Genomic DNA, 23,588 nt, shown 5'->3' with positions numbered 1-23,588 from the left:
GTATTTGGACCGGGACGGACAGTATTTGCCCCCGTGCGGACAGTATTTTCAATATAGAAGGCAATCTAGCCAAAAAAGAGCCGCTCACTGATTGGGAGCGGCTCTTTTTGTGTGTTTATTCGTCCATTTGAAATAAATCTATTTGAATAAAGAACAATCGGCTCACTTTTTCCCGCGAAGCTGGCGTTGGGACTGTATATACGATTATGTTAAACTAATCGCATTAGGAAATGTCAGGGGTGGGAATTGTGTTTGCACTGAATATACTCGACTACTCGCCGATCGACGAGGGAGCGGCTGCGCGCGATGCGCTGTTGCAGACAATTGAACTTGCCAGGCTCGCGGACCGGCTCGGCTACCGGCGCTTTTGGGTGGCGGAGCATCACAAAGTGCTATCGGTCGCCGGCAGTTCGCCGGAAATGCTGATGATGCAATTGGCGGCTTCGACAGAGCGGATCCGCATAGGTTCAGGCGGCGTCATGCTGCCGCATTACAGTTCCTATAAAGTGGCTGAGAATTTCCGCATGCTCGAAGCGTTGCATCCGGACCGCATCGACCTGGGCATCGGCCGTTCACGGAGCTACAAAGACGTCAACCAGGCACTCAATGAAAGCAAAGGCATCAAAGTGTCATATGAACAGCAAATCCAGGATCTGCAGAAATACTTCAATGATGACACAGAAAGAACGCACCGATTCCGCCAGCTCGTAGCGACACCGATTACCGAAACAGCGCCTGAAATGTGGCTGCTTGGCACCGGACACGGTAGTGCCGCCATTGCGGCAAAGAACGGCCTCGCTTACGCGTTCGCCCATTTTGCACGTCCTGCTGCTGATGGCGCGGAAGCTGTCGCCGCATACCGGGAAAAGTTCCGGCCATCGGATTTATTGGCGGAACCGCAAGTCGCCATCGCTGTTTTCGCTGTCGTCGCTGATACGGCGGAAGAAGCCGAGAAGCTGGCAAAAGCGCTCGATTTGTGGCTGCTGTTTGTCGAATCCGAGACGCCGCCTCCGTATTATCCATCCATCGACACCGCTGAAAGCCGCGGCTTTAGCCGAGGGGAACGCGAAAAAGTGGCGAAAAACAGAGAACGCATGATTATCGGTGATATCGATACAGTGAAGGCAGAAATCGTCCGGCTCGCGGAATTATACGGTGCCGATGAAGTCACCGTCATCCCGAATGTATCAGGCGCTGCCAACCGCATGAAGATGCTGAGTCTACTCGCGGAGGCATTTTCTTTATCATCAAATTGAAAAAGCGTTCAAAGCGGAAAATCGCTTTGAACGCTTTTTTGTTTTTGAGTAATAAAAGGTGCCGTTATTGCAGGTTCGCGAAATCCGGGTCTGCCACTTTGACCAATTGCTTGCCGACGTTGCTTCCTTGGAACAAGCCGAGGAATGCCTGCGGCGTGTTTTCAAAGCCTTCGACAATCGTTTCTTCGTATTTCAGCTTGCCAGCCTGCAGCCATTGGCCGAGTTCAGCAGCGCCTTTTCCGAAATCTGCGGCGTAATTGCCGAGCGTGAAGCCTTGCATCATCGAGCTGGTTTTGATGAGAGCCGTCTGGATGCGCGGGCCAAGGTCCTTGCCAGCTGCATTATAGGAAGAAATCGCTCCGCACAGCGGAATGCGCGCATTGCGGTTCAACAAGCGCATGACGGCATCCGATACATCTCCCCCGACATTGTCGAAGTAGACATCGACGCCGTCCGGCAACGCATTTTTCAAATCTTCCACAAAGCTGTCTTTTTTGTAATTGACTGCAGCGTCGAAACCGAGCTCGTTGATCAAGTAATCGATTTTTTCATCCGATCCCGCGATGCCGATCGCTTTCGCGCCTTTTAATTTCGCAATTTGGCCGACAATCGAACCGACGGCTCCCGCTGCGCCGGAAACGACGACCGTTTCGCCTGGCTTCGGTTTTCCGATGTCGAGCAACCCGAAATATGCTGTTAGGCCCGTTAGACCTAAAACACCGAGGCGTGTTGTAATCGGTGCAACCTTAGGATCGACCCTTTGGAGGCCATCCGCTTTTGCAATATTGTATTCTCCCCATTTAAGGTTGCCGTTGACAATATCGCCTTGTTTGAATTGCGGCGACTCCGAAGCAATCACTTCAGCGAGCACGCCGCCGGTGATGGCTTCATTGAGCTGGAATGGTGCGATATAGGATTTTGCATCTTGCATGCGTCCGCGCATATATGGGTCAACCGATAGGTAAAGCGTTTTTAACAGCATTTCGCCGTCTTGTAGGGGGGGTACCGATTGTTCCACGAATTTGAAATCTTCGTCTGAAGGCATTCCTTCCGGACGGTTTACCAAGTGGATTTCTTTATAAGTTGTAGGTGCCATGTAAAACACTCCTTCTAATTTGTCTGTAGAGGAGCTTACCATTGCTTTAAAAAGGAATCAAAAATTAGACACCGCTAAGCCTGTATTCTTGTGATTGTCCTAATCCTATGATATTTTGATATACCTACAGACAAAAGAAAAGAGGAATTCACATGAATCCGAACTATACATCTTTATTCGAAGAAATTACATTGCCGAACGGTGTTGTTTTACAAGATCGCTTAGGCGTTGCGCCAATGACGACTTATTCAGGAAACCCGGATGGTACAGTATCAGACGCTGAACTTGAGTATTATAACCGCCGTTCAAACATCGGCGGCTTGTTCGTATCTGCCTGCATCGCAATCTCTGAAAACGGCATCGCGTTCCCGAACCAGTTTATCGGTTTTGATGACAAAGCTTTGCCGAGCTTGAAAAGGTTGGCAGATGAAATGAAAGCAGGCGGCAGCAAAGCGATTCTGCAAATGCAGCACGGCGGTCGCCAAGGCCAGCCGGATTTGATCGCTGCGAAAGAAACAGTAGCGCCGAGCGCAGTGGCAGGGCCAGAAGGCAAACCGACGCCGCGCGAATTGACAGCTGCTGAAATCGACGACATCATCCGTGATTTCGGCGAAACGACGCGCCGCGCGATCGAAGCCGGATTTGACGGCGTGGAAATCCACGGCGCGAACACGTATTTGATCCAGCAATTCGTCTCAGCTACATTCAATCAGCGCGAAGACAAATGGGGCGGCAGCCTGGAAAACCGTTTGAGTTTCTCGATGGCGGTATTGGACGAAGTGAAGAAAACAGCTGCGCAATACGCAGACGACAGCTTCATCATCGGCTACCGTTTATCGCCTGAAGAAAACAACGAAGACTCGGTCGGCTACACGATTGAAGATACAAAAGTGCTCGTCGAAAAATTGATCGAAGGCGGCATCCATTACGTCCACGTGTCTTTATTCGAATTCAAGAAACAGCCGCGCGGTGCAGCAGAACAAGGCAGCATCGTTGAAATTCTATCGAAACAAATCAATGGCCGCGTGCCGTTTGTTGTGGTTGGCAGCGTCAAAAAGCCGGAAGATGCCGTGGCAGCGCTCGAAGAAGGCGCCGATATCGTCGCAATGGGCCGCCAAGCGCTAGTTGATCCGGAATGGACGGAAAAAGTGAAGCAAGGCAAAGAACAGGAAATCCATGAAGTGATCCCGCAGGAGATGGTCGGCAAACTCGACATCCCGGAATCGATGTGGAACGCCATCACTTCATACGGCATGGTTAAAGTAGCAGAATAAAAGATGCGCCAGCGGCAGAGGGATTGCCGTTGGCTTTTTTTGTCCAGTGAAAAGGTGGGGACCACTTTTACGTTTTCTATTGTTTTTAGTAGAAGGTTCTGTCATCGTTTCCGACGTTTCCATCATTGTTCCGGCAATTCCAGATACGCATACAATAATAAACCCGGACCTTCGCACTTGCCGAAGATCCGGATTTATTAATAAAGCACACGCCATAAATAGAACGTCGCGTACGCTTTCCAGTTTTCCCATGGAACGGCTAGGTCGAGAATCTCCTCTTTGGTTGGTTTGCGGTCGAGGCCAAGCTGGAATTTGATGGCATTGATGAGGCCGACGTCATCCACCGGAAAAGCATTGGGGAAACGCAGGCAGCGGAGCAGCACATAATTGGCGGTCCACGGACCGATGCCTCGGATGCGGATCAATTCTTTTTCAATGGCGCCAAGGCTGCCAAGTGCGAGCAGGCCTTCTTTCGACAACTCGCCGCTTGCCATCAGCTGGGCGACGCCAATGATGTACTCGCTTTTTTTGACGGTCATTTTGATGTCACTCATGTCTTCCGGCGACAATTCTGCGATTTTTTCATAAGAAGGGAAAATCCAGTACGGCACACCTCCATAGTCCACCGCTTCGCCGAACTTCTCGACAAGCTGGCGCTTCAACGTGTAGGCATAGCCCAAATTGATCTGCTGGCCCAAGATCCCCCAGCACAGCGCTTCGAACAAATCCGGCAGCCCGATGTTGCGGAGGCCGTAAAAATCCTCGATGGTCCGTTGCAAGAGGGGATCGTTTTTCGCCATTTCGTAAAACGGTGCGAGATCGGTGCCGAGGTCGAACCAGTCGCGAATATAAGGTTTGATCCCAGCAGTCGGAGTGCCAGTTAAAAAACGCACCAGCAGCTGCCGGTTCTGAATGGCGCTGACTTGGATCAACAGGCGTTCGCCATCGATTTCCAATGCGCGCGTAATGGTTTCATTGCGAATCGTATACATGCATTCCTTAGAATTCCGCTGCATATAGGCGAGGTTCGCCGCTAAGTCGAATTCCTGCGGGAGGTCAATAAATAAAGGCTCAGGGGCTTGCAAGGGCGTTTCCACCTTTCATCGGTTCTTCTATCCAACATACCACACGTACGCCATGCGAAACAGTTTACAGCGGTACAGGCAGAAGGTAGAGTTACCATGAGGCAGTTAGAGGAATCTATTACAGAAATGGAGCTGGAATGAAACATGACAACTACGAAAACAGCGATCATTACAGGCGCAAGCAGCGGAATCGGGCAGGCGACAGCAAAGGAATTGGCTGGCAAAGGGTATGCCGTCATGCTTGCGGCCCGCCGCGAAGAACGCCTTATCGAACTAAAAGAAGAAATTGAGGCTGCTGGCGGTACGGCGGCATTCAAAGTTACGGATGTAACGTCGGCGGAAGAAATGCAAGAGCTGGCGGATGCCGCAATCGAAAAGTTTGGGAAGATCGATGTTCTTATCAATAACGCTGGGCTTATGCCTCTTTCATTCCTCAACAAACGGAAGATTTCGGAATGGGACCAAATGGTCGACGTCAACATCAAAGGCGTTTTGTACGGCATCGCAGCAGTGCTGCCGCATATGGAAGAACGCCGGGAAGGCCATATCATCAACGTAGCATCGGTTGCCGGACACGATGTGACGCCGGGCAGCGCCGTTTATAGCGGCACGAAATTCGCAGTGCGCGCCATCACGGAAGGTTTGCGCCAGGAACTCGATCCGGCGATGGACATCCGAGCGACGATCATTTCACCGGGAGCTGTGTCGACCGAACTTTCCGAGACGATCACCGACCAGGACATCATTGATATGTTTGCATCTGGGGGAGACATGAAGTTCCTGGAGGCTGAAGACATCGCCCGCGCGATTGCGTATGCTGTCGAACAGCCGGATTATGTGGATGTTAATGAGATTCTGATTCGCCCGAGACAGCAGAAATAATAGCCCGTCGTGTGATTGTTATGCCTGTCCCGCTGTAAGCGGGGCAGGCATTTTACATGGAGGTAATGATTGCGGAGAAAAACGTTCTCCTATCGTTTCGCAGCGCTCCCCGAACAGCGGGCAAATGAAGATGGCAAATCAGATCATCGCCGCAACCGATGCGCTAGTTATTGCAGTTGGCATTCAAAACCCGTATGACGTGATGGCGTATCCGGAAGTGGATGTGTACTGGGCGCAATACAGCTTCCGTACTGCAAGTTACGAAGCGATGGCATCGACCATTTTAGGCGAACTGTCTCCAACCGGCAAATTGCCGGTATTCATTCCGGATCTTACAGGCGGCTCGTTGTATGAGTATGGACATGGTTTAACTTACTAAACTGACAAGGAAAGATGATATTGAAAAAGTGGATCGTATTTTTATTGACCGCTATGCTGGTTTTATCTTCACTTTCAATTGCATTCGCCAATCATGACAACGGAAACGGCAAATCGAAAGACCGCGGCAAAGGCAAAAAAGAACCATTCGCCATCGGGGTGGAAGTTTTGCTGGAAGACCAGAAACACTTGATCGAAGGGAAGAACGTCGGGTTGATCACGAATCCGACAGGTGTAGACCAGGAACTGAACAGCATCGTGGACCTTCTCTACAATGACCCGGAAGTTGAATTGACTGCGCTGTATGGGCCGGAACACGGTGTCCGGGGAGATGCTCAGGCCGGACAATACGTGAATTATTACATCGATGAAGTGACCGGTCTTCCGGTTTACAGCCTTTACGGCTCTACCCGGAAACCGACACAGGAAATGCTGGAAGGCGTCGACGTGCTGCTGTTTGATATCCAGGACGTCGGCACGCGTTTCTACACGTACATCTATACCATGGCGCTTGCAATGGAAGCCGCTAAAGAAAAAGGCATTCCGTTTATCGTGCTCGACCGCCCGAATCCACTTGGCAGCATCAAAGTGGAAGGGCCGGTGCTTGATCCGGAATTTGCTTCATTTGTCGGCCAGTACGCTATTCCGCTGCGCCACGGCATGACCGTCGGCGAACTCGCTGAATTGTTCAATGAAGAATTCGATATCCCAGCTTTTTGATTGATAGGACGTATGGTGGAATGTGGAATTTGGATAGTGCCGGTTAATTTCCGAACAGTGCATGTTAACGGCTGACTAGTTCATGTTGAATCTCCCGGACTTCATGTTAGCGCCTGGTTAAGTCATGTTAACTGCGATTTAGTTCATGTTAACAGGCGAACCTGCCGCCACAAACCAACAGATGGCTGCATTTCGCCAAGGCGAAATGCGCCAGTGCTTGAGAAGGAGCCGTTCGCTGGGCGAACGGCTTTTCCATTTAAGCTCTTGAACTTGGATCTTGGTGAGACGCTTTTCAGCTAGTACCGGTTAAATTCCAAACAGTTCATGTTAAAAGTCGGCTAGTGCTTGTTGATTTCTCTGTTCGTCATGTCAACGAATTGCTTCGTCATGTTAAAGGCAAATTAATGCTTGTTAACCTTTATACACCGCTTTGGGCTAGGCGCACCTTCACTAAGATATTTCTCGATATGGAGCAAAACAGCGGAGACGCCTGCGGGAAAGCGAGACAGCCGAGACCCCGCAGGGAGCGAAGTGACCGAGGAGGCTTGGCGCTCGCCCGCGGCAAGCGTAGTTGTTTTGCGGAATATCGACATTAAAAATCTTTTCTCCAACTTATAAAAATATAAATGAAAGCGCGTGCATTTATCTGATAAATAATAAAATTGGTATAGACATCTATACACATTATCTCTATAGTAAAAATTAAGACTAAAGAAGAAGAGGTGGATCCATTTGTTCAATTTTCTGCAGAAAATCGGGAAATCGTTGATGTTCCCAATCGCTACATTGCCAGCAGCAGCTTTGCTTTTGCGGTTTGGCCAGGATGACTTGCTCGGCATTCCGTTTTTGTCGGCAGCGGGTGCAGGGATCATCGATAACCTTGCCATCATTTTTGCAATCGGCATCGCTTTCGGGCTTGCCCATGACAGCAATGGCGGCGCGGCGCTTGCGGGTGCGATCGCTTATCTGGTATTGACATCAGCCATTGTCACGATTAATGAATCAATCAATATGGGCGTTTTTGCCGGAATTCTCTCGGGTATTGTCGGCGGGCTATTATACAATAAATTCTACGATGTGAAATTCCCAGCGTGGCTGGCTTTCTTCGGCGGCAGGCGCTTTGTGCCGATTGTTACCGCGGCTGCGATGACTGTTTTAGCTGGCCTATTCGGCTACGCATGGCCGCCAATACAAGGAATGATCGATGGCGCAGGCGATTGGATTTTAAATGCCGGCATGTTCGGTGTAGGGGCTTACGGCTTCTTGAACCGTTTGTTGTTGCCGACAGGTTTGCACCATGTCATCAACACGATTGTCTGGTTCGACTTCGGTACTTTCACTGACGCCAACGGAGAAGTTGTGCGCGGCGAAATCAACCGCTTTTTAAAAGGGGACCCGACAGCGGGGCCTTTCCTTTCTGGATTCTTCCCAATCATGATGTTCGGGCTTCCGGCAGCGTGCCTGGCGATTTATGCCACGGCTAAAAAAGAGCGCAAAGCAATCGTCGGCGGGATGCTGTTCAGTATCGCCTTTACTTCTTTCTTGACAGGGATTACGGAACCTATCGAATTCTCATTCATGTTCTTATCACCGATATTGTACATTGTCCACGCCATGTTAACTGGGGTATCGATGATGGTGGCTTATGCACTTGATATCCATCACGGTTTCGGATTTTCGGCCGGTGCCATCGATTATGTCCTGAACTTCGGGCTGGCCCAAAATCCGTTGATGCTATTGGTAATGGGCGCCGGAACAGGCGCGATTTACTTCGGAATCTTTTATTTCCTGATCATCAAACTGGATCTTAAAACACCGGGCCGCGAAGATGAAGACGCGGAAAATAGCAATGCCGATACAGGCAACCGGAGCAATGATATCCGCGCGTACCATACCATTGAAGCGCTTGGCGGCAGCAGCAATATCTCAGCTGTCGATTATTGTACGACGCGCCTTCGCCTTACAGTTAAAGATGCAGACAAAGTAAGCGAGAAAGATTTGAAGCGCCACGGCGCGATGGGCTTGATGAAAATCAATAAAACAAATGTTCAAGTGGTCATCGGGACAGCTGTTGAATTTTTAGCGGACGCGATGCAGAAGCGATTGGCAAATGGCAACCCGACGCCTGAAAGCTTGGATGTACCTATTGAAGAAATGGCAGCAGCGCCTGAACTAGTGAAAGAACTCCGCACAGAAGATTTTGCAATGCCGATTGACGGAGAAATCATTGAACTTTCTGAAGTGCCGGATGAAGTGTTTGCAAAAGAAATGATGGGGCCAGGCTTCGGAATCATACCTTCCGGCGGCACACTCTATTCGCCGGTTGATGGGCGCGTAGTCACGTTATTCCCGTCAAAACACGCGATTGGGATTGAAACGGACACGGGAATCGAAATCTTGATCCATGTTGGCCTTGATACCGTGAAATTGAACGGGGAAGGCTTTGAAGCAGTTGTTGAACAAGGGCAGCTTGTCCAGCGCGGCGATGCGTTATTGAAACTCGACCTTGCATATCTTGAAGCGCATGCACCTTCGATTGTAACGCCGATCATCTTCACGAACTTAACGGGGCAAGAATTGGAAATGCTGAAAAAAGGGCAGCAGGACCAAGGGACAGTTTCCATCTTGAAAATTCAATAATGATATTATAAAACCAGGAAATTCATCCGTGACTTTCCTGGTTTTTCGTAAGGAGTGCTATTGATGAAGAAAACCATCTTGATTTCAACCATTACCATCGCGGATTCAGTGAACAACAGTTTCGTTGGCGACGTTTTTCTGGAGGATGGAAAAATAACAGAAACAGCACCATCAATATCGAAAGCTGCCGATGTTCATATCAATGCAGCCGGAAAGAATTGGACGTTGGTTCCAGGATTTATCGACGTCCATATCCATGGGGCTGCGGGTTTTGACGTCATGGACGCTACGCCGGGAGCGCTCAGCGGCATAGCGACTGCGCTGCCGAAAGAAGGAACGACAAGCTTTTTGGCGACGACGATGACACAGTCCGATAAGGCGATTTCAGCGGCTCTGCAAAATGCCAGCCGATTTCAGGCAGGCGATGCTCAAGCTGAGATGCTGGGCGTCCATCTTGAAGGGCCATTTATCTCCGCAAAGCAACCTGGAGCTCAACCAGTAGAGCACATCATTGCGCCATCATCAGCCTTATTTTTGAAATGGCAGGAATTGAGCGGTGGCCGCATCAAGCTGGTTACGCTTGCTCCGGAAATGGAAGGCGGTTTTGAATTTATCAAAAGGCTGACTGCGGACGGGGTTTTGGCATCGATTGGCCATTCAGATGGCACATGGTTGGAAATGCAGCAAGCGCTCCAAGCAGGTGCGAGTCGAGTAACCCATCTTTACAACCAGATGAGCGCGTTCCATCACCGGGACCCGGGAGTTGTTGGAACGGCATTGCTGGAGGACCGATTAACCGCCGAAATCATAGCGGACTTCATCCACAGCCATCCGAAGTCGATTGAATTGGCTTATCGCCAAAAAGGGGCGGAAGGCCTCGTGTTGATCACAGACGCGATGCGGGCGAAAGGGCTCGAGCCTGGCACATATGAATTGGCCGGGCAAGACGTCATCGTTACCGAAACGGATGCGCGCTTGAAAAGCGGTGCGCTGGCCGGCAGCATTTTGACGATGGATGCAGCGTTGAAAAATGTCCGCTCAGCCACCCAGTGCACGATCAGCGAGTTGGTGGCAATGACTTCTGCGAATGCCGCAAAAGAACTGGGCTTGTCCCAAAAAGGCAGCATCGCAGCAGGGAAAGATGCAGATCTTGTCGTCCTCGATGAAAACTTGGACGTTCAGCTGACCATCTGCCGCGGCACAATCGCTTATGCGAAGGAGGGACTCATTTGAAAGTTGAAATTGTTAAGGACTACGATGAAATGAGCAGCCGTGCAGCCGACATCCTGGAAGGGCAGATTACGCGGAATCCCAATTCGGTCTTAGGGCTCGCAACCGGTTCTACACCTCTTGGCCTCTACCGCAAACTGGCAGAAGGGGTTCAGCAGCGCAAGATTTCCTATAAACAAGCGAAAACCATTAATCTGGATGAGTATCGGGGGCTGAACCGCAGTCACCCCAACAGTTACCACAAGTTCATGAACGATAATTTATTCAACAACCTGGATATCGAGATGCGCCACACCTATCTGCCGGACGGGCAGGCTTCTTCAATAGAAGAGGAATGCCGTCGCTACGAAGCGCTCATCGATCGGTTAGGCCCAATTCATTTGCAAATTCTTGGCTTGGGAACGAACGGCCATATCGGATTCAATGAACCGGGGACGCCAGAAGACAGTTTGACGCATTGCGTGGAACTGGACGAGTCAACGCGGAACAACAACTCACGTTTTTTTGGCTCGTTGGAAGAAGTTCCGACCCATGCCATTACAATGGGAATCGCTTCGATTTTGAAAAGCGATAAAATCCTTTTATTGGCATCCGGCAAAAAGAAAGGCGAAGCGGTTAAAAGGCTGCTGGAAAAACAGCCAAATGAGGATTTTCCAGCATCTTTCTTATGGAAGCACGACGATGTCACTCTTATTGTTGACCGGGATGCCTACCAATTGGCAGAAAAGGAAAGGCAGTGAACACGGTGTTAGACAAACAATCACACGTACCGATGTATGTCCAAATAGAAGCAGCGTTAAAGCAGCGCATCAATGGCGGCGAATTTCCGATCGGGACAGCGATTCCATCTGAACGCGATCTGACAGAGCTTTTCGGGGTCAGCCGAATGACGGTGCGCCAGTCGATCACCAATTTAGTGAATGAGGGCCTGCTGCACCGGGAAAAAGGCCGCGGCACGTTTGTCGCGTCGCCGAAAGTGGAACAGCCGTTGACTGGCTTGACGAGTTTTACTGAAGACATGAAAGCGCGGGGGTTGGTCCCGAGCAATAAAATCATTAATTTCAGCAGAGGGTTGCCCGAGCTGGATGTAGCGAACGAACTTCAGTTGGCTAATGGCGACGAAGTGTTCACGGTCGAACGCATCCGATACGCCAACGACAAGCCGATGGCACTTGAAAGAACTTATCTGCCCGTGAATTTGTTCCCGAATTTAAGCGAGCAGGAATTGGCCGGTTCGCTTTACTCTTTGATCGAACAAGAGCAAGGGCTGGCGATCAGCCATGCTTCCCAACGGATGGAAGCGTCGCTCGTGAAGAAAGAAGAAGCGGCTTTGCTTGAAATTGGCATGCCAGCGCCGATCCTGATGATTGAACGGGTATCTTATTTATCGAATGGCGTCCCTTTTGAAGTGGTCCGCAGCATGTATCGCGCCGACCGCTATAAATTCATTACCGAAATTCAGCGCTGAAAATAAGAATTACCTAATGGCTAGTGGCGAAGGGGGTTTGCTCATGTTGGCAATGTATTTTGATAAAGTGCACGAAATGCTGCAGCTCGTTGAAAATCAGGAAAAAGAAGTGATGGTGAAAGCGGCTCGTAAAGTGACGGCAGCGATCCAAAACGGCGGGATTATCCAGCTGTTTGGATGCGGCCATTCCCATATCCTGACGGAGGAAGTTTTTTACCGGGCTGGCGGCCTCGTGCCGGTCAAACCGATTTTGATCGAACCACTGATGCTGCATGAAGGCGCAGTCCGCTCTTCTGGACTGGAGCGCAAAAACGGGTATGCAGCAGAGTTGCTCAAACAGCAGGACTTCCGGCCGGAGGATGTGGTATTTGTTTTATCCACTTCCGGGCGAAATCCGGTACCGATTGATTTTGCGCTTGCCGCTCGCAGCAAGGGAGCCACAGTAATCGGTCTGACGTCAATCGCTTATGCAAACAGCCAGCCATCGAGACACTCGGGCGGCAAGCATTTGCATGACTCAGTGGACCTCGTCATCGACAACCATGCCGTGGCGGGCGATGCCGTCCTAAGCGTAGAAAACGTCAAAGTGCCTTTTGGGCCAACATCGACAGTGGTGGGGGCCGCCATATTAAACGCCATCTTCGCTGAAGCCATTCAAGTGATGGCCGACAACGGCTTCGAGCCTCCCGTCTTTCTCAGCGGCAACATTGACGGGGCCGACAGCCACAATAATGAGCTGATTGAAAAATACCGCGAACGGATACCGGCATTATCGTAATCTGTATGATAAAAAAACACCTTCAGAACCATGCGCTTTAAATCAGCGCTGGCGTCAAAGGTGTTTTTGTTTTGAAAAATAAGGTATTATTCGGCAGACAATTCGCTTTCAGTCAGCCATTTATGATTCATGACTTCTTCGCCGTCAGCGGTAGTGAAATCGACCATGTAGACCGTCGTTTCCTCGGCAGTGTCGATTGTGGCGGTTGCGCCGTCCATGCCTTCCATGTGGTCGGCAATGACAACCGCTTCATCTCCTGCAGCAAGCGGTTCGCTGCCGGCATCTTCAAGCTCTTCGTGAATGACCCATTTATGGTCCTCGACAGGTTCGCCGCCGGTTTCAGGTGTGTACGTTATGGCATAGACAGTGGTATCAAATGCGCCGACAATCGTCGCTTCACTGCCTTCCATGCCCTCCATATGGCCAGCCGTGATAGTAGCAGTGCTGCCTTTCGGATACATTGGATCGGCTGCTTCTTCTAGGCCCATCGGAATGTCGCCGGAACCGGAATGGTCCATGCCGCTATGGTCGCCGCCGCTGCTTTCTTCTGTCGCTGGCTGCTCGGTTTCCTGCGTCATTTGAGGTTCATCTGAATCTCCGCACGCAGCGAGTGTGAACGCCGCAACGGCAGACAAAATAGTGATCTGAAACTTGTTTTTTATCATGGAAATCCCTCTCTCGTTGTTAGTGTACTTTCACTATACCCATCGCTTATGCAGAATTTGTGCAGAATCGTCTGCACAAAAAATCGTGAATTTTCCGCTATAATAGAAGGAGCAGAATAAAGAAAGGTGGCAATTCACTTGAACAATAAATTATGGATCGCTGTATCGTTAGCGGCTTTGCTCGCTGCCGGATGCGGGGCTGAAAACGAAACGGAACCTGCACCGGAAGAGGATGCAGCAAAGCAAGAAGCAACACAAGAGAGCCTGGAAGCAGGCGATTTCGAAGTGGATTTTGAAGGCATTTTGGAGCACGTTCACGGCATGGGCTATATTGAAGGCGACGGGTTGTATTTTGCGTCGCACGAAGGGCTGAAAATCTACCGCGGCGGCGAATGGCTTGAAACGGATGGCATGCACAACGATTATATGGGCTTTAACGCGGTGGACCTCGGGTTTTACACATCCGGCCATCCGGGCCAAGGCTCCGGCATGATGAATCCGATCGGCATCCAACGCAGCATGGACGGCGGCCGTTCACTCGAACACATGGGCTTTGAAGGCGAGACCGATTTCCACGCCATGGCGGTGGGCTACCGAAGCCACCACATGTTTGTCATGAACCCACAGCCGAATTCCAAAATGGGAGCAGGCTTTTTCCGCAGTGAAAACGAAGGCGAAAACTGGAATGAAGCGGCTGTAGAAGGGCTTGAAGGTGAAATTTCCTATTTGGCGATGCACCCGGACGATTCACAAATCATCGCCGCGGCGACATCAACCGGCGTTTATCTATCCGAGGATGGCGGCGATTCGTTCAAAGTACTGACAAGCGACGGCCAATTTGGTACAGCGCTTACGTTCAGCGAAGACGCGCTGTATTACGCAAGCTATGAAACGGCGTCAGAGCTCGTGGAATACACACTTGAAACCGGCGATGAAAAAACTTTGGCGTTGCCAGAGCTGCCTGAAGACGGCGTTCTTTATCTAGCCCAGAAACCGGATGAATTGGCGATTTATACAGTCAAAGGGCAGGCTTTCCTCTTAGGAAACAAAGGTGAAGACTGGACGCAAATCTTGGAAAATGGCGAAGTGCGATGACGACGCTGGCAACGCGTTTGCTTCTAAGAGGCGCTTATGTTCAATAAATTATCGCTGAAGATCGGCTTATTGTTTTTTGCGTTCATCTTATTGATCGAAGCGCTGCTGTTCACTGCATTGTATTTCACACTCGTCAACGAACGCGTCGATGAAGTCATGGAGAGCTTGCTTGCCCGCGGGGAAACGCACAGCGAAGTGCTCGCCGACATGTTCGAGCCGACGACGCTCGAACATGTCGGCATGATGGAGGCGGCGTCTTCCTATATTGTCGTCATCACCGACGAAGTGGGAAAAATCCTCATCAATTCAGATCCGCTTGAACCAGAAATAATCGATGTGCTGCAGCATACCGATTTTGAAGAAGTGCCGGCAGGCGGAAAAGTGGTAGAAGAAAAATGGGACGACAAGCGCTATATTGCGGCAGACAGCCCCATTACAATCGACGGCGAACACGCCGGGCATGTCTTCATGTTTTCCGGTACAGCGGCGATCGAGCGCATGGTCGGCAATTTGCAGCAGCAATTTCTAGCGGCTGGCGCCATTGCCGTATTGTTGACGATTGTTGCTGTGCTGATGCTGTCGCGTTTTATCACGCTGCCGCTGATCCGGATGAAAGAAGCGGCGGAGCAGATGAGCATCGGCAACACAGGCGTTGATTTGTCGACAGACCGCAACGACGAACTGGGAGAGCTGGCGAATGCCATCACTAAATTATCGGTCGACCTCGACCGGCTGAAAAATGCCCGCAATGAATTCCTGGCGAGCATTTCCCACGAGCTGAGGACGCCGCTTACGTATATCAAAGGCTACGCGGATATCCTCAGCAGGCCGGGAATCCCGCAGAAGGAGCGGGAAGAATACATCGCCATCATTCGAGAAGAGTCGGCACAGCTGGCAGCGCTGATCGGGAATTTATTCGAATTGGCAAAGCTCGATTTACACCAGTTTGAAATACGGCGCCAGGACGTAGCCATCGCTGATTTGCTCGGCTCAGTTGCGGCATTGGTCAAGCCGGCGTTCAGACAAGGGCGGATTTTTTTGTCGGTGGCGTGTGAACCCGGCCTCCGGGCATTTTGGGATCCCGACCGCATCCAGCAAGTGCTGCTGAACATTCTGGACAACGCGCTGAAACATTCGGCTGCGGGTTCCCGGGTTTCGGTCGACTGCAGGCAAGAAGGCGATGAAATCGTAATCCGCATCAGCGACGAAGGTGAAGGCATCCCGTCAGAAAGTGTGCCGTATGTTTTCGAACGCCTTTACCGCGCCGAGAAATCGCGGTCGCGCGAAAACGGCGGGTCCGGCCTTGGCCTTGCAATTGCAAAGGAAATTGTCGAATCGCACGGCGGACGGATCGATCTGAAGAGCGAACAGGGCAAAGGAACGGAAGTCATTGTCCGGCTGGAAAGAGGGGAAAGCGATGCGCAAAGTATTGTTGGTGGATGATGAAAAACGGATGCTTGATTTGGTGGAGCTGTATTTGGAGCCGCATGGCTACGCTTGCCTGAAAGCACAGAGCGGCAGAGAAGCGCTCCGGCTGCTCGAAGAAGAACCGGTGGATTTAGTGATCCTCGATATCATGATGCCGGAAATGGATGGCTGGGATGTGTGCAGGGAAATTCGACGCTTCTCAAATGTGCCGATTATTATGCTGACAGCGCGCGAGCAGCAGGAAGACATCGTGAAGGGTCTGCGCCTCGGTGCCGACGATTATTTGGTCAAGCCGTTCGGCGAAGAAGAGCTGCTTGCGCGCATGGAAGCTTTGCTGCGCAGAGCTGCGCCGGCTAAACGGCTGGAAGTGGATGGTTTGGTGTGGGACGAAGAGCGCTTTGAACTGGCTTACCGCGGCCACATCATCCGGCTGACGCCGAAAGAATTCGCGATGCTCGGGCTGCTCATGAAAAATCCGGATAAAGTCTACGAACGTTCGCGGCTGCTTGAAATTGTCTGGGGCTTCGATTCGGAAACCGAAGGCCGCACCGTCGATTCACATGTCCGCAACATCCGCGAAAAAATCCGCCAGTCCGGCTTTCCAATCGATGATTATTTCCGCACCGTTTGGGGCATCGGCTATAAATGGGTGAATATGAAATGATGGGTACCTCGGTAGTTAAAGGCATAAAAAATCCCTCCTATGCAGGAGGGATTTTCTTGTGTTGAAAATAAGGATTATGCTGCGTTTCTGCAAGCTTCTGCGCATTTCATGCATGCTTCCGCACAGCGCTGGCAATGGTCGTGGTCATGTTTTTGGCATTCTGTTCCGCATGCTTCACAAATAACTGCGCAAACTTTCGCCAATTCAGAAACGAAAGGCGAATTGCGTGTAATGGCATGTTCCAAATACGCACAGATGTCCGCGCATTCACGGTCCAGGCGGATGCATTCAGCCATCATCTTGACGTCGTCTTCTTTGAGGCACGCGTCGAAGCAATGATTGCAAGCTTCCGCGCAGTCGTGCAATGTTTTGATCAATTCTGCATGTTGTTCATGAGCCATCCCTATAACCTCCATTTCAGATTTTACTGCTCTCCCTTTCAGATTTCCCCAAGCTCGGAAGTCTAAACGGAATGGGGCAAACTCCTTGGAATCTGCACACTTTTATCCTTCTGGCGGCCTTTTGCGCCTGTTGTTGAGCTCCTGCAGGCGCTGCCGATATTCTTCGGCGCTGATTTCGCCTTTGGCAAAGCGGTCATCCAGTTTTTTTTCAGCAGAGCCTAAGGAGCCAATGCTGCGCTGTCTTGCGTAAATCGCCACAGCGCTAATGGCTGCCACTAGAATGAGCACAATAAGGAGAATCATGAAAAATGAAATCCGTACGCCTTCTGTTTCTGCCATTGCATTCACCCCCGTTATTCTTTATTATGGCTTTTAAGCGAAAGATGCCGCCTTGCATCGTCTTCCCATTCGCGCATTCTGCAGCGGTATTGGTCTTCGGTTATTTCCCCATTGCAGAACTGATCTTTTAAAAGCCGCGCCATAAAATGCGAGTAATTGACTTTCTCCATCGCTGAACCGATGCGCCTTGTATAAACCACCAACAGGACAGGGAGAACCAACAAGGCAATATGAATCAGGAGCAGCCATCCGTAGTGGGGATCTTCCCGCATAAAGACAACAAAGCTGAGATAAGCCATTACGGTCGTCTCCTTTCAGCAGAGTCCAACATCTTGGATTGTTATTGCCTAAGTCTTTAACACTGAAAGTGAATATCAATTACCAATAGTGTACAACATAATATATAGAATATTCTAATTATTAGAAATCGGAATATTTATTTCATGAAAAAGCCACAGCAAAAGCGGATATGCTACGATATAAAATAAAAAGAGAGGGGAATGGTTTATGTTTATACATAAAATTGATAATGACTTGTCATTGAAACTTGTGGATCTTGGAGACGCAAAGCCGATTTTCGAACTGACCGACAACTCTCGGAACTACTTGAAAGAATGGCTGCCGTGGCTGGATTACACGACCGAATTAAAAGATACGGAAGATTTCATCAAGGCTGGCAGAGGGAATTACGCGGAAGGCAAAACCTTGAATACGGTAATTTTGTTCAAAGGGGAAATTGTCGGTGTAGGTGGATTCAATAACATCAATCGGTCCAATAAAACCGCTTATATCGGCTATTGGCTGGGGCAGGATTACCAAGGGAAAGGCATCATGACGCGCGTGGCGCGTGCGTTGACAGATTATGCGCTGACAGAATTGGAGCTCAATAAAGTGGAAATCCGTGCAGCGGCCGGCAATGTGAAAAGCCGGAGCATACCGGAGCGCCTCGGCTATGTTGAGGAAGGCACCATCCGCCGAGCGGAGTGGCTTTACGGGAGGTACGTCGACCATGTGGTTTACGGCATGCTCGCTGAAGAATGGGAAGGGAAATAAAACCTTTTCACTAAGAGCGGATACGAAAAAACCCCTTAGCATAACATCTGCTAAGGAGTTTTTGGTATGCTTATTTATTGAAACCTTTTTTGATGTCGCCAATGGTGTCTTGGATATTGCCCTTGGTTTTGTCTTTTTTGCCTTCAGCTTGGAGATTTGAATCACCTTTAGCATTCCCGACTTGGTCTTTCAATTCGCCTTTGCCTTTGCTGATTGCGCCTTTAAGCTTATCTCCGAATCCTTTGTCTCCTGCCATGATGAATTCCTCCTTATTAATGTGTTACTGATTATATAGCCTGAAAAAGGAAAAGTTAAACGTTTTTCGGTACAATAGAAGGAACCGAAAAAGGAGGGACAACATGGATAAACGAGATCCCAATCAAATAATCGACCAGAAATTAAGAGAAACCCGGCCGCCGTGGCGCGGAAGGCAAGCAACGGCCCAGCCTAAAAAATATAAGCCCAGCATGAAGACCGTGGAGAATTACGTCGTCCTCGATTTTGAAACGACTGGCCTGAAAGCAGGAAGCGATAAAATCATCCAAATTGGTGCCGTGAAATACATTGGCCATAATCGGGAAGATACCATGTATTTAATGATCAATCCGGAATGCCATATTTCCAGTACAATTACAAGAATCACAGGCATTACAAATGCAGACGTCCAGGAAGCGCCGGTCATCGAAGAAGTCGCGCATGAACTGATCGCGTTCATCGAAGGCTTGCCGATTATCGCGCATAACGCACCATTCGATATGGGCTTTTTGTACGCGCTGGAAGAAATCACACCGATTCCGGAATACACCGTCATCGATACAGTTCGTCTGGCAAGAAAAGCGATTACCGAAACACCAAACCATAAACTGACGACACTGTCAGCATTTCTTGAGTTGGAGCATAACGCCCATGACGCGCTTGGCGATTGCTTGGCAACAGCAGCTATTTACCAATTTTGTGTTTCAAGGCTTTAAACCAAATCAGCCTCCGGCAATTGCGCCGGAGGCTGATTTTTTATATTTCTACAATTTTGATGGCTGAAAAAATCTCATCTTTAGGGGAATCAGCATGCCATTCGGAGGGGTAGTAGCCGAGCGGGTTGCAGATCACTTCAATGCCTTCATGCCAGTCGTGGTAGCGCAAATGGATATGGCCGAAAATATATTTCTTCACGTGGTATTTCAGCGCAAGTTCCCCGTAGCGCACACTGCCCATCATCGCGTTGAAAAAATCCCAGCTGCCGATATTTTTGACGCGCAGGTAATGGTGGAACGGGATGACATGCGTCACCATGATGATATTCTTGCCTTCGTGCTGTTGGAGCCAACCTTCAAGCTTTGCCAGCGAAACGCCGGTTTCCTCGATATCGGAACGCGGCCAATGTGCGTGGCGCATATCCGGCCAATGGTAATCCTTGTAGACGCCAGCGGCAAATTCCTCTTCTGTGTGTCCATCGACGCCAAACGAATAATCGTACCAGCCGCCATCGCCAATGATGACCCAGCCGCCGCTGAGTTCGACAGGTCCATTGCCCAAATTGCCGGGGAACGCCAATAATTTATCATAGGCTGCCTGTGAATCGGGGGCGTAAATATCGTGGTTGCCGTTGACAAACAGCAGCCGGATGTATGGCACAACTGCCTGTAATCCTTCTAAAAGTTCCAGCGCCCTATCTGGATCGCCCGCAATATCACCGGCGATAATAAAAACATCCGGGCGGTGGATCGTCAGCCATTGCTCAATCAATGCCAAGATATCCGCGCCCGTTTTCTTCCGGTTCAATTCTTCATGAATGTCTGACAACACTGCAATCTTCACATGCGGCTCCCCCTTTGTTTCGCAGCTGAAAATAAGGTTTGCTATGGTTTTTGCAAAAGCTTTTGTAAAAAGTATAACGCAGATGCCAGAACTAATAAACGATTCTGAAAAAATAAGCCTCGTTTCTATTATTTGAAAAAAAAACATGTAGAATGAAATTTAAGAAGCGGATATAAAAAACGCTCCGGCTGGAAAAAGCCTCAAAGCCTTGCAGCAAAAACGCAAAACTTCATTTTTTATGGGATGGGGGTTTATCAATGGAGCAGGCAGTTGAAGTAGAAGGCGTCAGCAAATCTTACGGCAAGAAGGAAGTGCTGACGGACATCAGCTTTTTAATCGGTGAAGGTATGATCTACGGCTTGATCGGGCCATCGGGTTCGGGAAAGACGACGCTGGTCAAAATGATTGTGGGCATTACGGCGCCGGATGCAGGTGCGATCCGTATCTTTGGCGTCAATGTGCCGAACCTTAAATTGTTGGAGAAGGTAGGGTATATGGCGCAAGCGGATGCGCTTTATACGGAGTTGACGGGTAAAGAGAATTTGGATTTTTTCGCTTCGCTGTACCCCTTGAAAAGTGCAGCCCGGAAGAAGCGCATCGCATACGCCGCCGGCATCGTCAATTTAACCGCTGAACTCGGCAAGCGGGTATCGGCTTATTCGGGTGGCATGAAGCGGCGCTTATCACTTGCTATTGCGCTGGTCCACAATCCGAAATTGCTGATTCTAGATGAGCCGACTGTTGGCATGGACCCTGAACTGAGGCTGTCGGTGTGGACGGAATTGCTGCACTTGAAAAAGGAGCATGAGAAAACGATTATCATTACGACCCATGTAATGGATGAAGCCGAGCGCTGCGACATCGTTTCGCTCGTTAGGGAGGGCCGGATCCTCGCGACCGGCACGCCAGCCGAGTTGAAGCAAGCTTATGGGGCAAAGGATCTCGAGGAAGTTTTCCTGAAAGCCGGAAGGGAGCACCGATGAGGATTCTGGCGATCGTCAAGCGCATCATCAAACAATTGCTGAGGGACCGGCGCACGCTCGCGCTGCTGTTTTTTGCACCGTTGATTATTTTGACGCTCATGTATTTTTTCTTTAACGACGAAACGGAAGAGCTTGTGCTTGGCACGGTCAATGTGGATGTCTGGTTCACCGCTGCACTCGAAGAACGCGGAGTCCACGTCATCCCGTATGAGGAGGCGATCCGTGAAACGGTCATCGATCATGAATTGGACGGTTTGCTGATGGTTGCGAATGGCGAGATGTCGTTGATTTTATTGAACGAAGAGCCTTCAGCTTCAAAAGCACTGTCGGCGCAAGTCAGTAACGCGGCGATGCGCTTGGCAGCGGAGCCTGAAGAACGACCGGAGGAAATTGCTGTGCAGTTCATTTACGGCAGCGAGGATACCGCTTTTTTTGATGTATTAAGCCCGGTATTGATCGGTTTTTTCGTGTTCTTTTTCGTTTTTCTGATTTCGGGCATCGGCTTGCTGAAAGAACGGACTTCAGGAACATTGGAGCGGCTGATGGCAACGCCGATCCGCAAAGGTGAATTGCTTGCGGCTTACTTGGTGGGCTTCGGACTGTTTGCAGTAGTTCAGACCATCATAGTCGTAGCGTTCTCGATCCTTGTGCTGGATGTTGTCGTTGCCGGGTCGGTCTGGCATGTTATCATGATTAACCTGTCGCTGGCATTGGTGGCGCTGTCGCTTGGCATCCTATTGTCGACGTTCGCAGCCACCGAATTTCAGATGGTGCAGTTTATCCCGCTCGTCGTGGTGCCGCAGATTTTCTTTGCAGGCATATTCCCGGTCGAGGGGCTCGCGGACTGGCTGCAGGCGATTGCGAAAGCCATGCCGATTTATTATGCCGCGGAAGCATTAAAGGCAGTCATGTATAAAGGGCTTGGCTTCGACGCCATCAAAGGGGAACTGGCGGCGCTTATGGCATTTGCCGCCGTGTTCATCACGCTGAATCTGCTGGTGCTCAAATCGCACCGGTCGCTATAAAGAGGAGGGGGAAACATTTGTTAAGCTATTACAGCAAACTATCATCAGAAGTTTACGACCTGGACAAGCCAATCGGCAGTTCGTTCGGTGACATCGAATATTACGCGGAGCGATTGGAAGGTGTGGATGGCAAGATTCTCGAGCCGGCTGTCGGCACGGGGCGCATGCTGATTCCGCTGCTCGAAAAGGGATTTGACGTCGACGGCTTTGATTCATCGACGGAAATGCTCGAAATCTGCTGGGCTAATTGCGAGGACCGCGGTTTGGACCCGGTCGTCTTTGAAGCATCAATGGAATCATTTGAAAGCGAAACGGATTATCAGGCCATTATCATCTCGACGGGTACATTCCTGCTCATGCACGAGCGGGAAATATCAGTCCAGGCGCTGCATAATTTCCACCGCCATCTAGCAGACGGCGGCAGGCTGATTGTCGATGTGTCGCTGCCAGGGAATATTGAGCTTGAAAAAACCAATACGCGCAAATGGAATACCCCGTATGGCGAAGTGATTACGGTGGAATCGAAAAAAGTGGAAGTCGACTGGCTGAACCAATATTCGATCGGGCAGAACCGCTACGAAAAATGGCGTGATGGCGAGCTCATCGGGACGGAACTTGAATGGTTCCCGATGCGCTGGTATGGCATCGAGGAGTTCAAAATGCTGCTCGAATACGCCGGTTTCACAGAGGTTACGGTATCGGCGGATTACCAGTACGGCAAAGCGCCATCGCGCATCGGGGAAATACTGACTTTTGAAGCGGTCGCGAACAAGCGCGGGCTTTAAGGGTGTATAGCAAGGATATGGAATAAAAGCAAAAGGCGTTCAATCCATTTGGGGATTGAACGCCTTTTTTATCATGTTGCCATGTTTTTCACGACGGCCATTTCTTTGCCAAAGCGATCGCCGTTGTCATGGAAACCCAGGCTTTCATAAAGGGCGTGGGCACCAGTGTTTTCAGGGTGATAGCCGACAGCGATTTTCTGCGCATCGAGCGTTTTCGCCATTTCATCGATCATCAATTTCACTGCAGCTTTGCCGATGCCTTTGCCTTGGTGATTTTTGTCGACCATGATGCGGTAAATCCAATAGCTTTCGAGTTCTTCCAACTGGGAATTGTACATCAGGAATCCGGCAATCTGGCCGTCTGCGTAAATGGCATAAGGCTTGAGCGAAAGTTCGAATTTCGATTGTGCGATGGATACTGAGTTTGGCTCCATGTATTGCTCCTGGCCCTCTGCAAGCGCCAAATTGCAGCAATCATACCAATTTGCTGCGTTCAATTCCTCAATCTGTACGTTCATATCAATCATT

The 23,588-nt window shown here is 50.0% G+C and carries 26 protein-coding genes and 1 pseudogene; 18 read left to right on the top strand and 9 right to left on the bottom strand.

All coding sequences use genetic code 11. The annotated features are described in order from the left end of the window. The first annotated feature begins 248 nt into the window (after positions 1-248). Positions 249-1,256, top strand: coding sequence for an LLM class flavin-dependent oxidoreductase (locus AC4EHB_RS12635; protein ID WP_490981737.1), 1,008 nt, complete (start codon positions 249-251; stop codon positions 1,254-1,256). A gap of 64 nt (positions 1,257-1,320) precedes the next feature. On the opposite strand, the gene AC4EHB_RS12630 is transcribed toward AC4EHB_RS12635, so the two are convergent. Then, positions 1,321-2,352: an NADP-dependent oxidoreductase gene (locus tag AC4EHB_RS12630; protein ID WP_490981736.1), complete on the bottom strand. Its 1,032-nt coding sequence runs from the start codon at positions 2,350-2,352 to the stop codon at positions 1,321-1,323. Between the two features lie 152 nt (positions 2,353-2,504). On the opposite strand from AC4EHB_RS12630, the gene AC4EHB_RS12625 reads away from it, so the two are divergent. Next, a complete protein-coding gene (locus AC4EHB_RS12625; protein ID WP_490981735.1) occupies positions 2,505-3,626 on the top strand; it encodes an NADH-dependent flavin oxidoreductase in 1,122 nt (373 codons plus the stop codon). A 197-nt stretch (positions 3,627-3,823) separates the two neighbouring features. Here AC4EHB_RS12625 and AC4EHB_RS12620 read toward each other — a convergent pair whose 3' ends face one another. Next, positions 3,824-4,711 (bottom strand): DNA-3-methyladenine glycosylase family protein, encoded by an 888-nt coding sequence (locus AC4EHB_RS12620; RefSeq protein ID WP_490981734.1) that lies wholly within the window; start codon positions 4,709-4,711, stop codon positions 3,824-3,826. Between the two features lie 144 nt (positions 4,712-4,855). On the opposite strand from AC4EHB_RS12620, the gene AC4EHB_RS12615 reads away from it, so the two are divergent. The 8 genes and pseudogenes from AC4EHB_RS12615 to AC4EHB_RS12580 all read left to right on the top strand — a co-directional run bounded on the left by AC4EHB_RS12615 (position 4,856) and on the right by AC4EHB_RS12580 (position 12,807). Then, complete coding sequence (locus tag AC4EHB_RS12615) at positions 4,856-5,593, top strand: SDR family oxidoreductase (protein WP_490981733.1); 738 nt, start codon at positions 4,856-4,858, stop codon at positions 5,591-5,593. 130 nt (positions 5,594-5,723) lie between these two features. After that, the gene (locus AC4EHB_RS12610) at positions 5,724-5,972 is read left to right on the top strand and encodes a hypothetical protein (RefSeq protein ID WP_490981732.1); all 249 of its coding nucleotides are present in this window, start codon (positions 5,724-5,726) and stop codon (positions 5,970-5,972) included. Positions 5,973-5,992: 20 nt separating this feature from the next. After that, positions 5,993-6,685: pseudogene (locus AC4EHB_RS12605) on the top strand (exo-beta-N-acetylmuramidase NamZ family protein); the annotation flags it as partial. Positions 6,686-7,423: 738 nt separating this feature from the next. Next, positions 7,424-9,331 carry an N-acetylglucosamine-specific PTS transporter subunit IIBC gene (nagE, locus tag AC4EHB_RS12600; RefSeq protein ID WP_490981731.1) on the top strand — a complete coding sequence of 636 codons (1,908 nt, stop codon included), beginning with the start codon at positions 7,424-7,426 and terminating at the stop codon, positions 9,329-9,331. A 63-nt stretch (positions 9,332-9,394) separates the two neighbouring features. After that, entirely contained in the window at positions 9,395-10,564 is a 1,170-nt protein-coding gene (gene nagA / locus AC4EHB_RS12595) for an N-acetylglucosamine-6-phosphate deacetylase (protein ID WP_490981730.1), read from the top strand. Continuing rightward, positions 10,561-11,301 carry a glucosamine-6-phosphate deaminase gene (nagB, locus tag AC4EHB_RS12590; protein WP_490981729.1) on the top strand — a complete coding sequence of 247 codons (741 nt, stop codon included), beginning with the start codon at positions 10,561-10,563 and terminating at the stop codon, positions 11,299-11,301. The genes nagA and nagB overlap by 4 nt, the downstream gene beginning before the upstream one ends. A gap of 5 nt (positions 11,302-11,306) precedes the next feature. Further along, positions 11,307-12,029: a GntR family transcriptional regulator gene (locus AC4EHB_RS12585; RefSeq protein ID WP_490981762.1), complete on the top strand. Its 723-nt coding sequence runs from the start codon at positions 11,307-11,309 to the stop codon at positions 12,027-12,029. Positions 12,030-12,072: 43 nt separating this feature from the next. Further along, the gene (locus AC4EHB_RS12580) at positions 12,073-12,807 is read left to right on the top strand and encodes an SIS domain-containing protein (protein ID WP_490981728.1); all 735 of its coding nucleotides are present in this window, start codon (positions 12,073-12,075) and stop codon (positions 12,805-12,807) included. 86 nt (positions 12,808-12,893) lie between these two features. Here AC4EHB_RS12580 and AC4EHB_RS12575 read toward each other — a convergent pair whose 3' ends face one another. Further along, positions 12,894-13,472, bottom strand: coding sequence for a YdhK family protein (locus AC4EHB_RS12575; protein ID WP_490981727.1), 579 nt, complete (start codon positions 13,470-13,472; stop codon positions 12,894-12,896). Between the two features lie 138 nt (positions 13,473-13,610). Between AC4EHB_RS12575 and AC4EHB_RS12570 the strand changes: the two genes are divergently transcribed. Genes AC4EHB_RS12570 through AC4EHB_RS12560 form a run of 3 tightly spaced genes read left to right on the top strand, consistent with a single transcriptional unit; the run spans position 13,611 to position 16,659 of the window. Next, complete coding sequence (locus AC4EHB_RS12570) at positions 13,611-14,567, top strand: F510_1955 family glycosylhydrolase (protein WP_490975711.1); 957 nt, start codon at positions 13,611-13,613, stop codon at positions 14,565-14,567. Between the two features lie 36 nt (positions 14,568-14,603). After that, entirely contained in the window at positions 14,604-16,010 is a 1,407-nt protein-coding gene (locus AC4EHB_RS12565) for a sensor histidine kinase (RefSeq protein ID WP_490981726.1), read from the top strand. Next, entirely contained in the window at positions 15,985-16,659 is a 675-nt protein-coding gene (locus AC4EHB_RS12560) for a response regulator transcription factor (RefSeq protein ID WP_490981725.1), read from the top strand. The genes AC4EHB_RS12565 and AC4EHB_RS12560 overlap by 26 nt, the downstream gene beginning before the upstream one ends. Before the next feature lie 74 nt (positions 16,660-16,733). Here AC4EHB_RS12560 and AC4EHB_RS12555 read toward each other — a convergent pair whose 3' ends face one another. The 3 genes from AC4EHB_RS12555 to AC4EHB_RS12545 form a co-directional block, all read right to left on the bottom strand. Beyond that, positions 16,734-17,060 carry a four-helix bundle copper-binding protein gene (locus AC4EHB_RS12555; protein WP_490975714.1) on the bottom strand — a complete coding sequence of 109 codons (327 nt, stop codon included), beginning with the start codon at positions 17,058-17,060 and terminating at the stop codon, positions 16,734-16,736. A gap of 102 nt (positions 17,061-17,162) precedes the next feature. Then, positions 17,163-17,399, bottom strand: a complete 237-nt coding sequence (locus tag AC4EHB_RS12550; protein WP_490981724.1) for an SHOCT domain-containing protein — start codon at positions 17,397-17,399, stop codon at positions 17,163-17,165. A gap of 14 nt (positions 17,400-17,413) precedes the next feature. Beyond that, on the bottom strand, positions 17,414-17,698 hold the full coding sequence (locus tag AC4EHB_RS12545; RefSeq protein ID WP_490981723.1) for a hypothetical protein: 285 nt from the start codon (positions 17,696-17,698) through the stop codon (positions 17,414-17,416). Positions 17,699-17,906: 208 nt separating this feature from the next. On the opposite strand from AC4EHB_RS12545, the gene AC4EHB_RS12540 reads away from it, so the two are divergent. Further along, a complete protein-coding gene (locus AC4EHB_RS12540) occupies positions 17,907-18,452 on the top strand; it encodes a GNAT family N-acetyltransferase (RefSeq protein WP_490981722.1) in 546 nt (181 codons plus the stop codon). Positions 18,453-18,522: 70 nt separating this feature from the next. On the opposite strand, the gene AC4EHB_RS12535 is transcribed toward AC4EHB_RS12540, so the two are convergent. Beyond that, positions 18,523-18,708, bottom strand: a complete 186-nt coding sequence (locus AC4EHB_RS12535) for a CsbD family protein (RefSeq protein ID WP_490975717.1) — start codon at positions 18,706-18,708, stop codon at positions 18,523-18,525. 103 nt (positions 18,709-18,811) lie between these two features. On the opposite strand from AC4EHB_RS12535, the gene AC4EHB_RS12530 reads away from it, so the two are divergent. Next, positions 18,812-19,423, top strand: a complete 612-nt coding sequence (locus AC4EHB_RS12530) for a 3'-5' exonuclease (protein WP_490975718.1) — start codon at positions 18,812-18,814, stop codon at positions 19,421-19,423. Positions 19,424-19,463: 40 nt separating this feature from the next. On the opposite strand, the gene AC4EHB_RS12525 is transcribed toward AC4EHB_RS12530, so the two are convergent. Next, positions 19,464-20,267 (bottom strand): metallophosphoesterase, encoded by an 804-nt coding sequence (locus AC4EHB_RS12525; protein WP_490975719.1) that lies wholly within the window; start codon positions 20,265-20,267, stop codon positions 19,464-19,466. Positions 20,268-20,524: 257 nt separating this feature from the next. On the opposite strand from AC4EHB_RS12525, the gene AC4EHB_RS12520 reads away from it, so the two are divergent. From AC4EHB_RS12520 to AC4EHB_RS12510, 3 genes are read left to right on the top strand one after another with little or no spacing between them, the layout of a single operon-like run. Then, positions 20,525-21,250 (top strand): ABC transporter ATP-binding protein, encoded by a 726-nt coding sequence (locus AC4EHB_RS12520; protein WP_490975720.1) that lies wholly within the window; start codon positions 20,525-20,527, stop codon positions 21,248-21,250. Then, positions 21,247-22,275: an ABC transporter permease gene (locus AC4EHB_RS12515; RefSeq protein ID WP_490981721.1), complete on the top strand. Its 1,029-nt coding sequence runs from the start codon at positions 21,247-21,249 to the stop codon at positions 22,273-22,275. The genes AC4EHB_RS12520 and AC4EHB_RS12515 overlap by 4 nt, the downstream gene beginning before the upstream one ends. Before the next feature lie 17 nt (positions 22,276-22,292). Further along, the gene (locus tag AC4EHB_RS12510) at positions 22,293-23,060 is read left to right on the top strand and encodes a class I SAM-dependent methyltransferase (RefSeq protein ID WP_490981720.1); all 768 of its coding nucleotides are present in this window, start codon (positions 22,293-22,295) and stop codon (positions 23,058-23,060) included. Positions 23,061-23,131: 71 nt separating this feature from the next. Here the strand turns inward: AC4EHB_RS12510 and AC4EHB_RS12505 are convergent, their stop codons facing one another. Next, on the bottom strand, positions 23,132-23,587 hold the full coding sequence (locus AC4EHB_RS12505) for a GNAT family N-acetyltransferase (protein ID WP_490975723.1): 456 nt from the start codon (positions 23,585-23,587) through the stop codon (positions 23,132-23,134). Position 23,588 lies beyond the last annotated feature (1 nt).

Source organism: Planococcus sp. TJ-302 (assembly GCF_058268455.1).
Note: the sequence above shows the minus strand (reverse complement) of the source record. Positions and strands in the feature narration are given on the sequence as shown.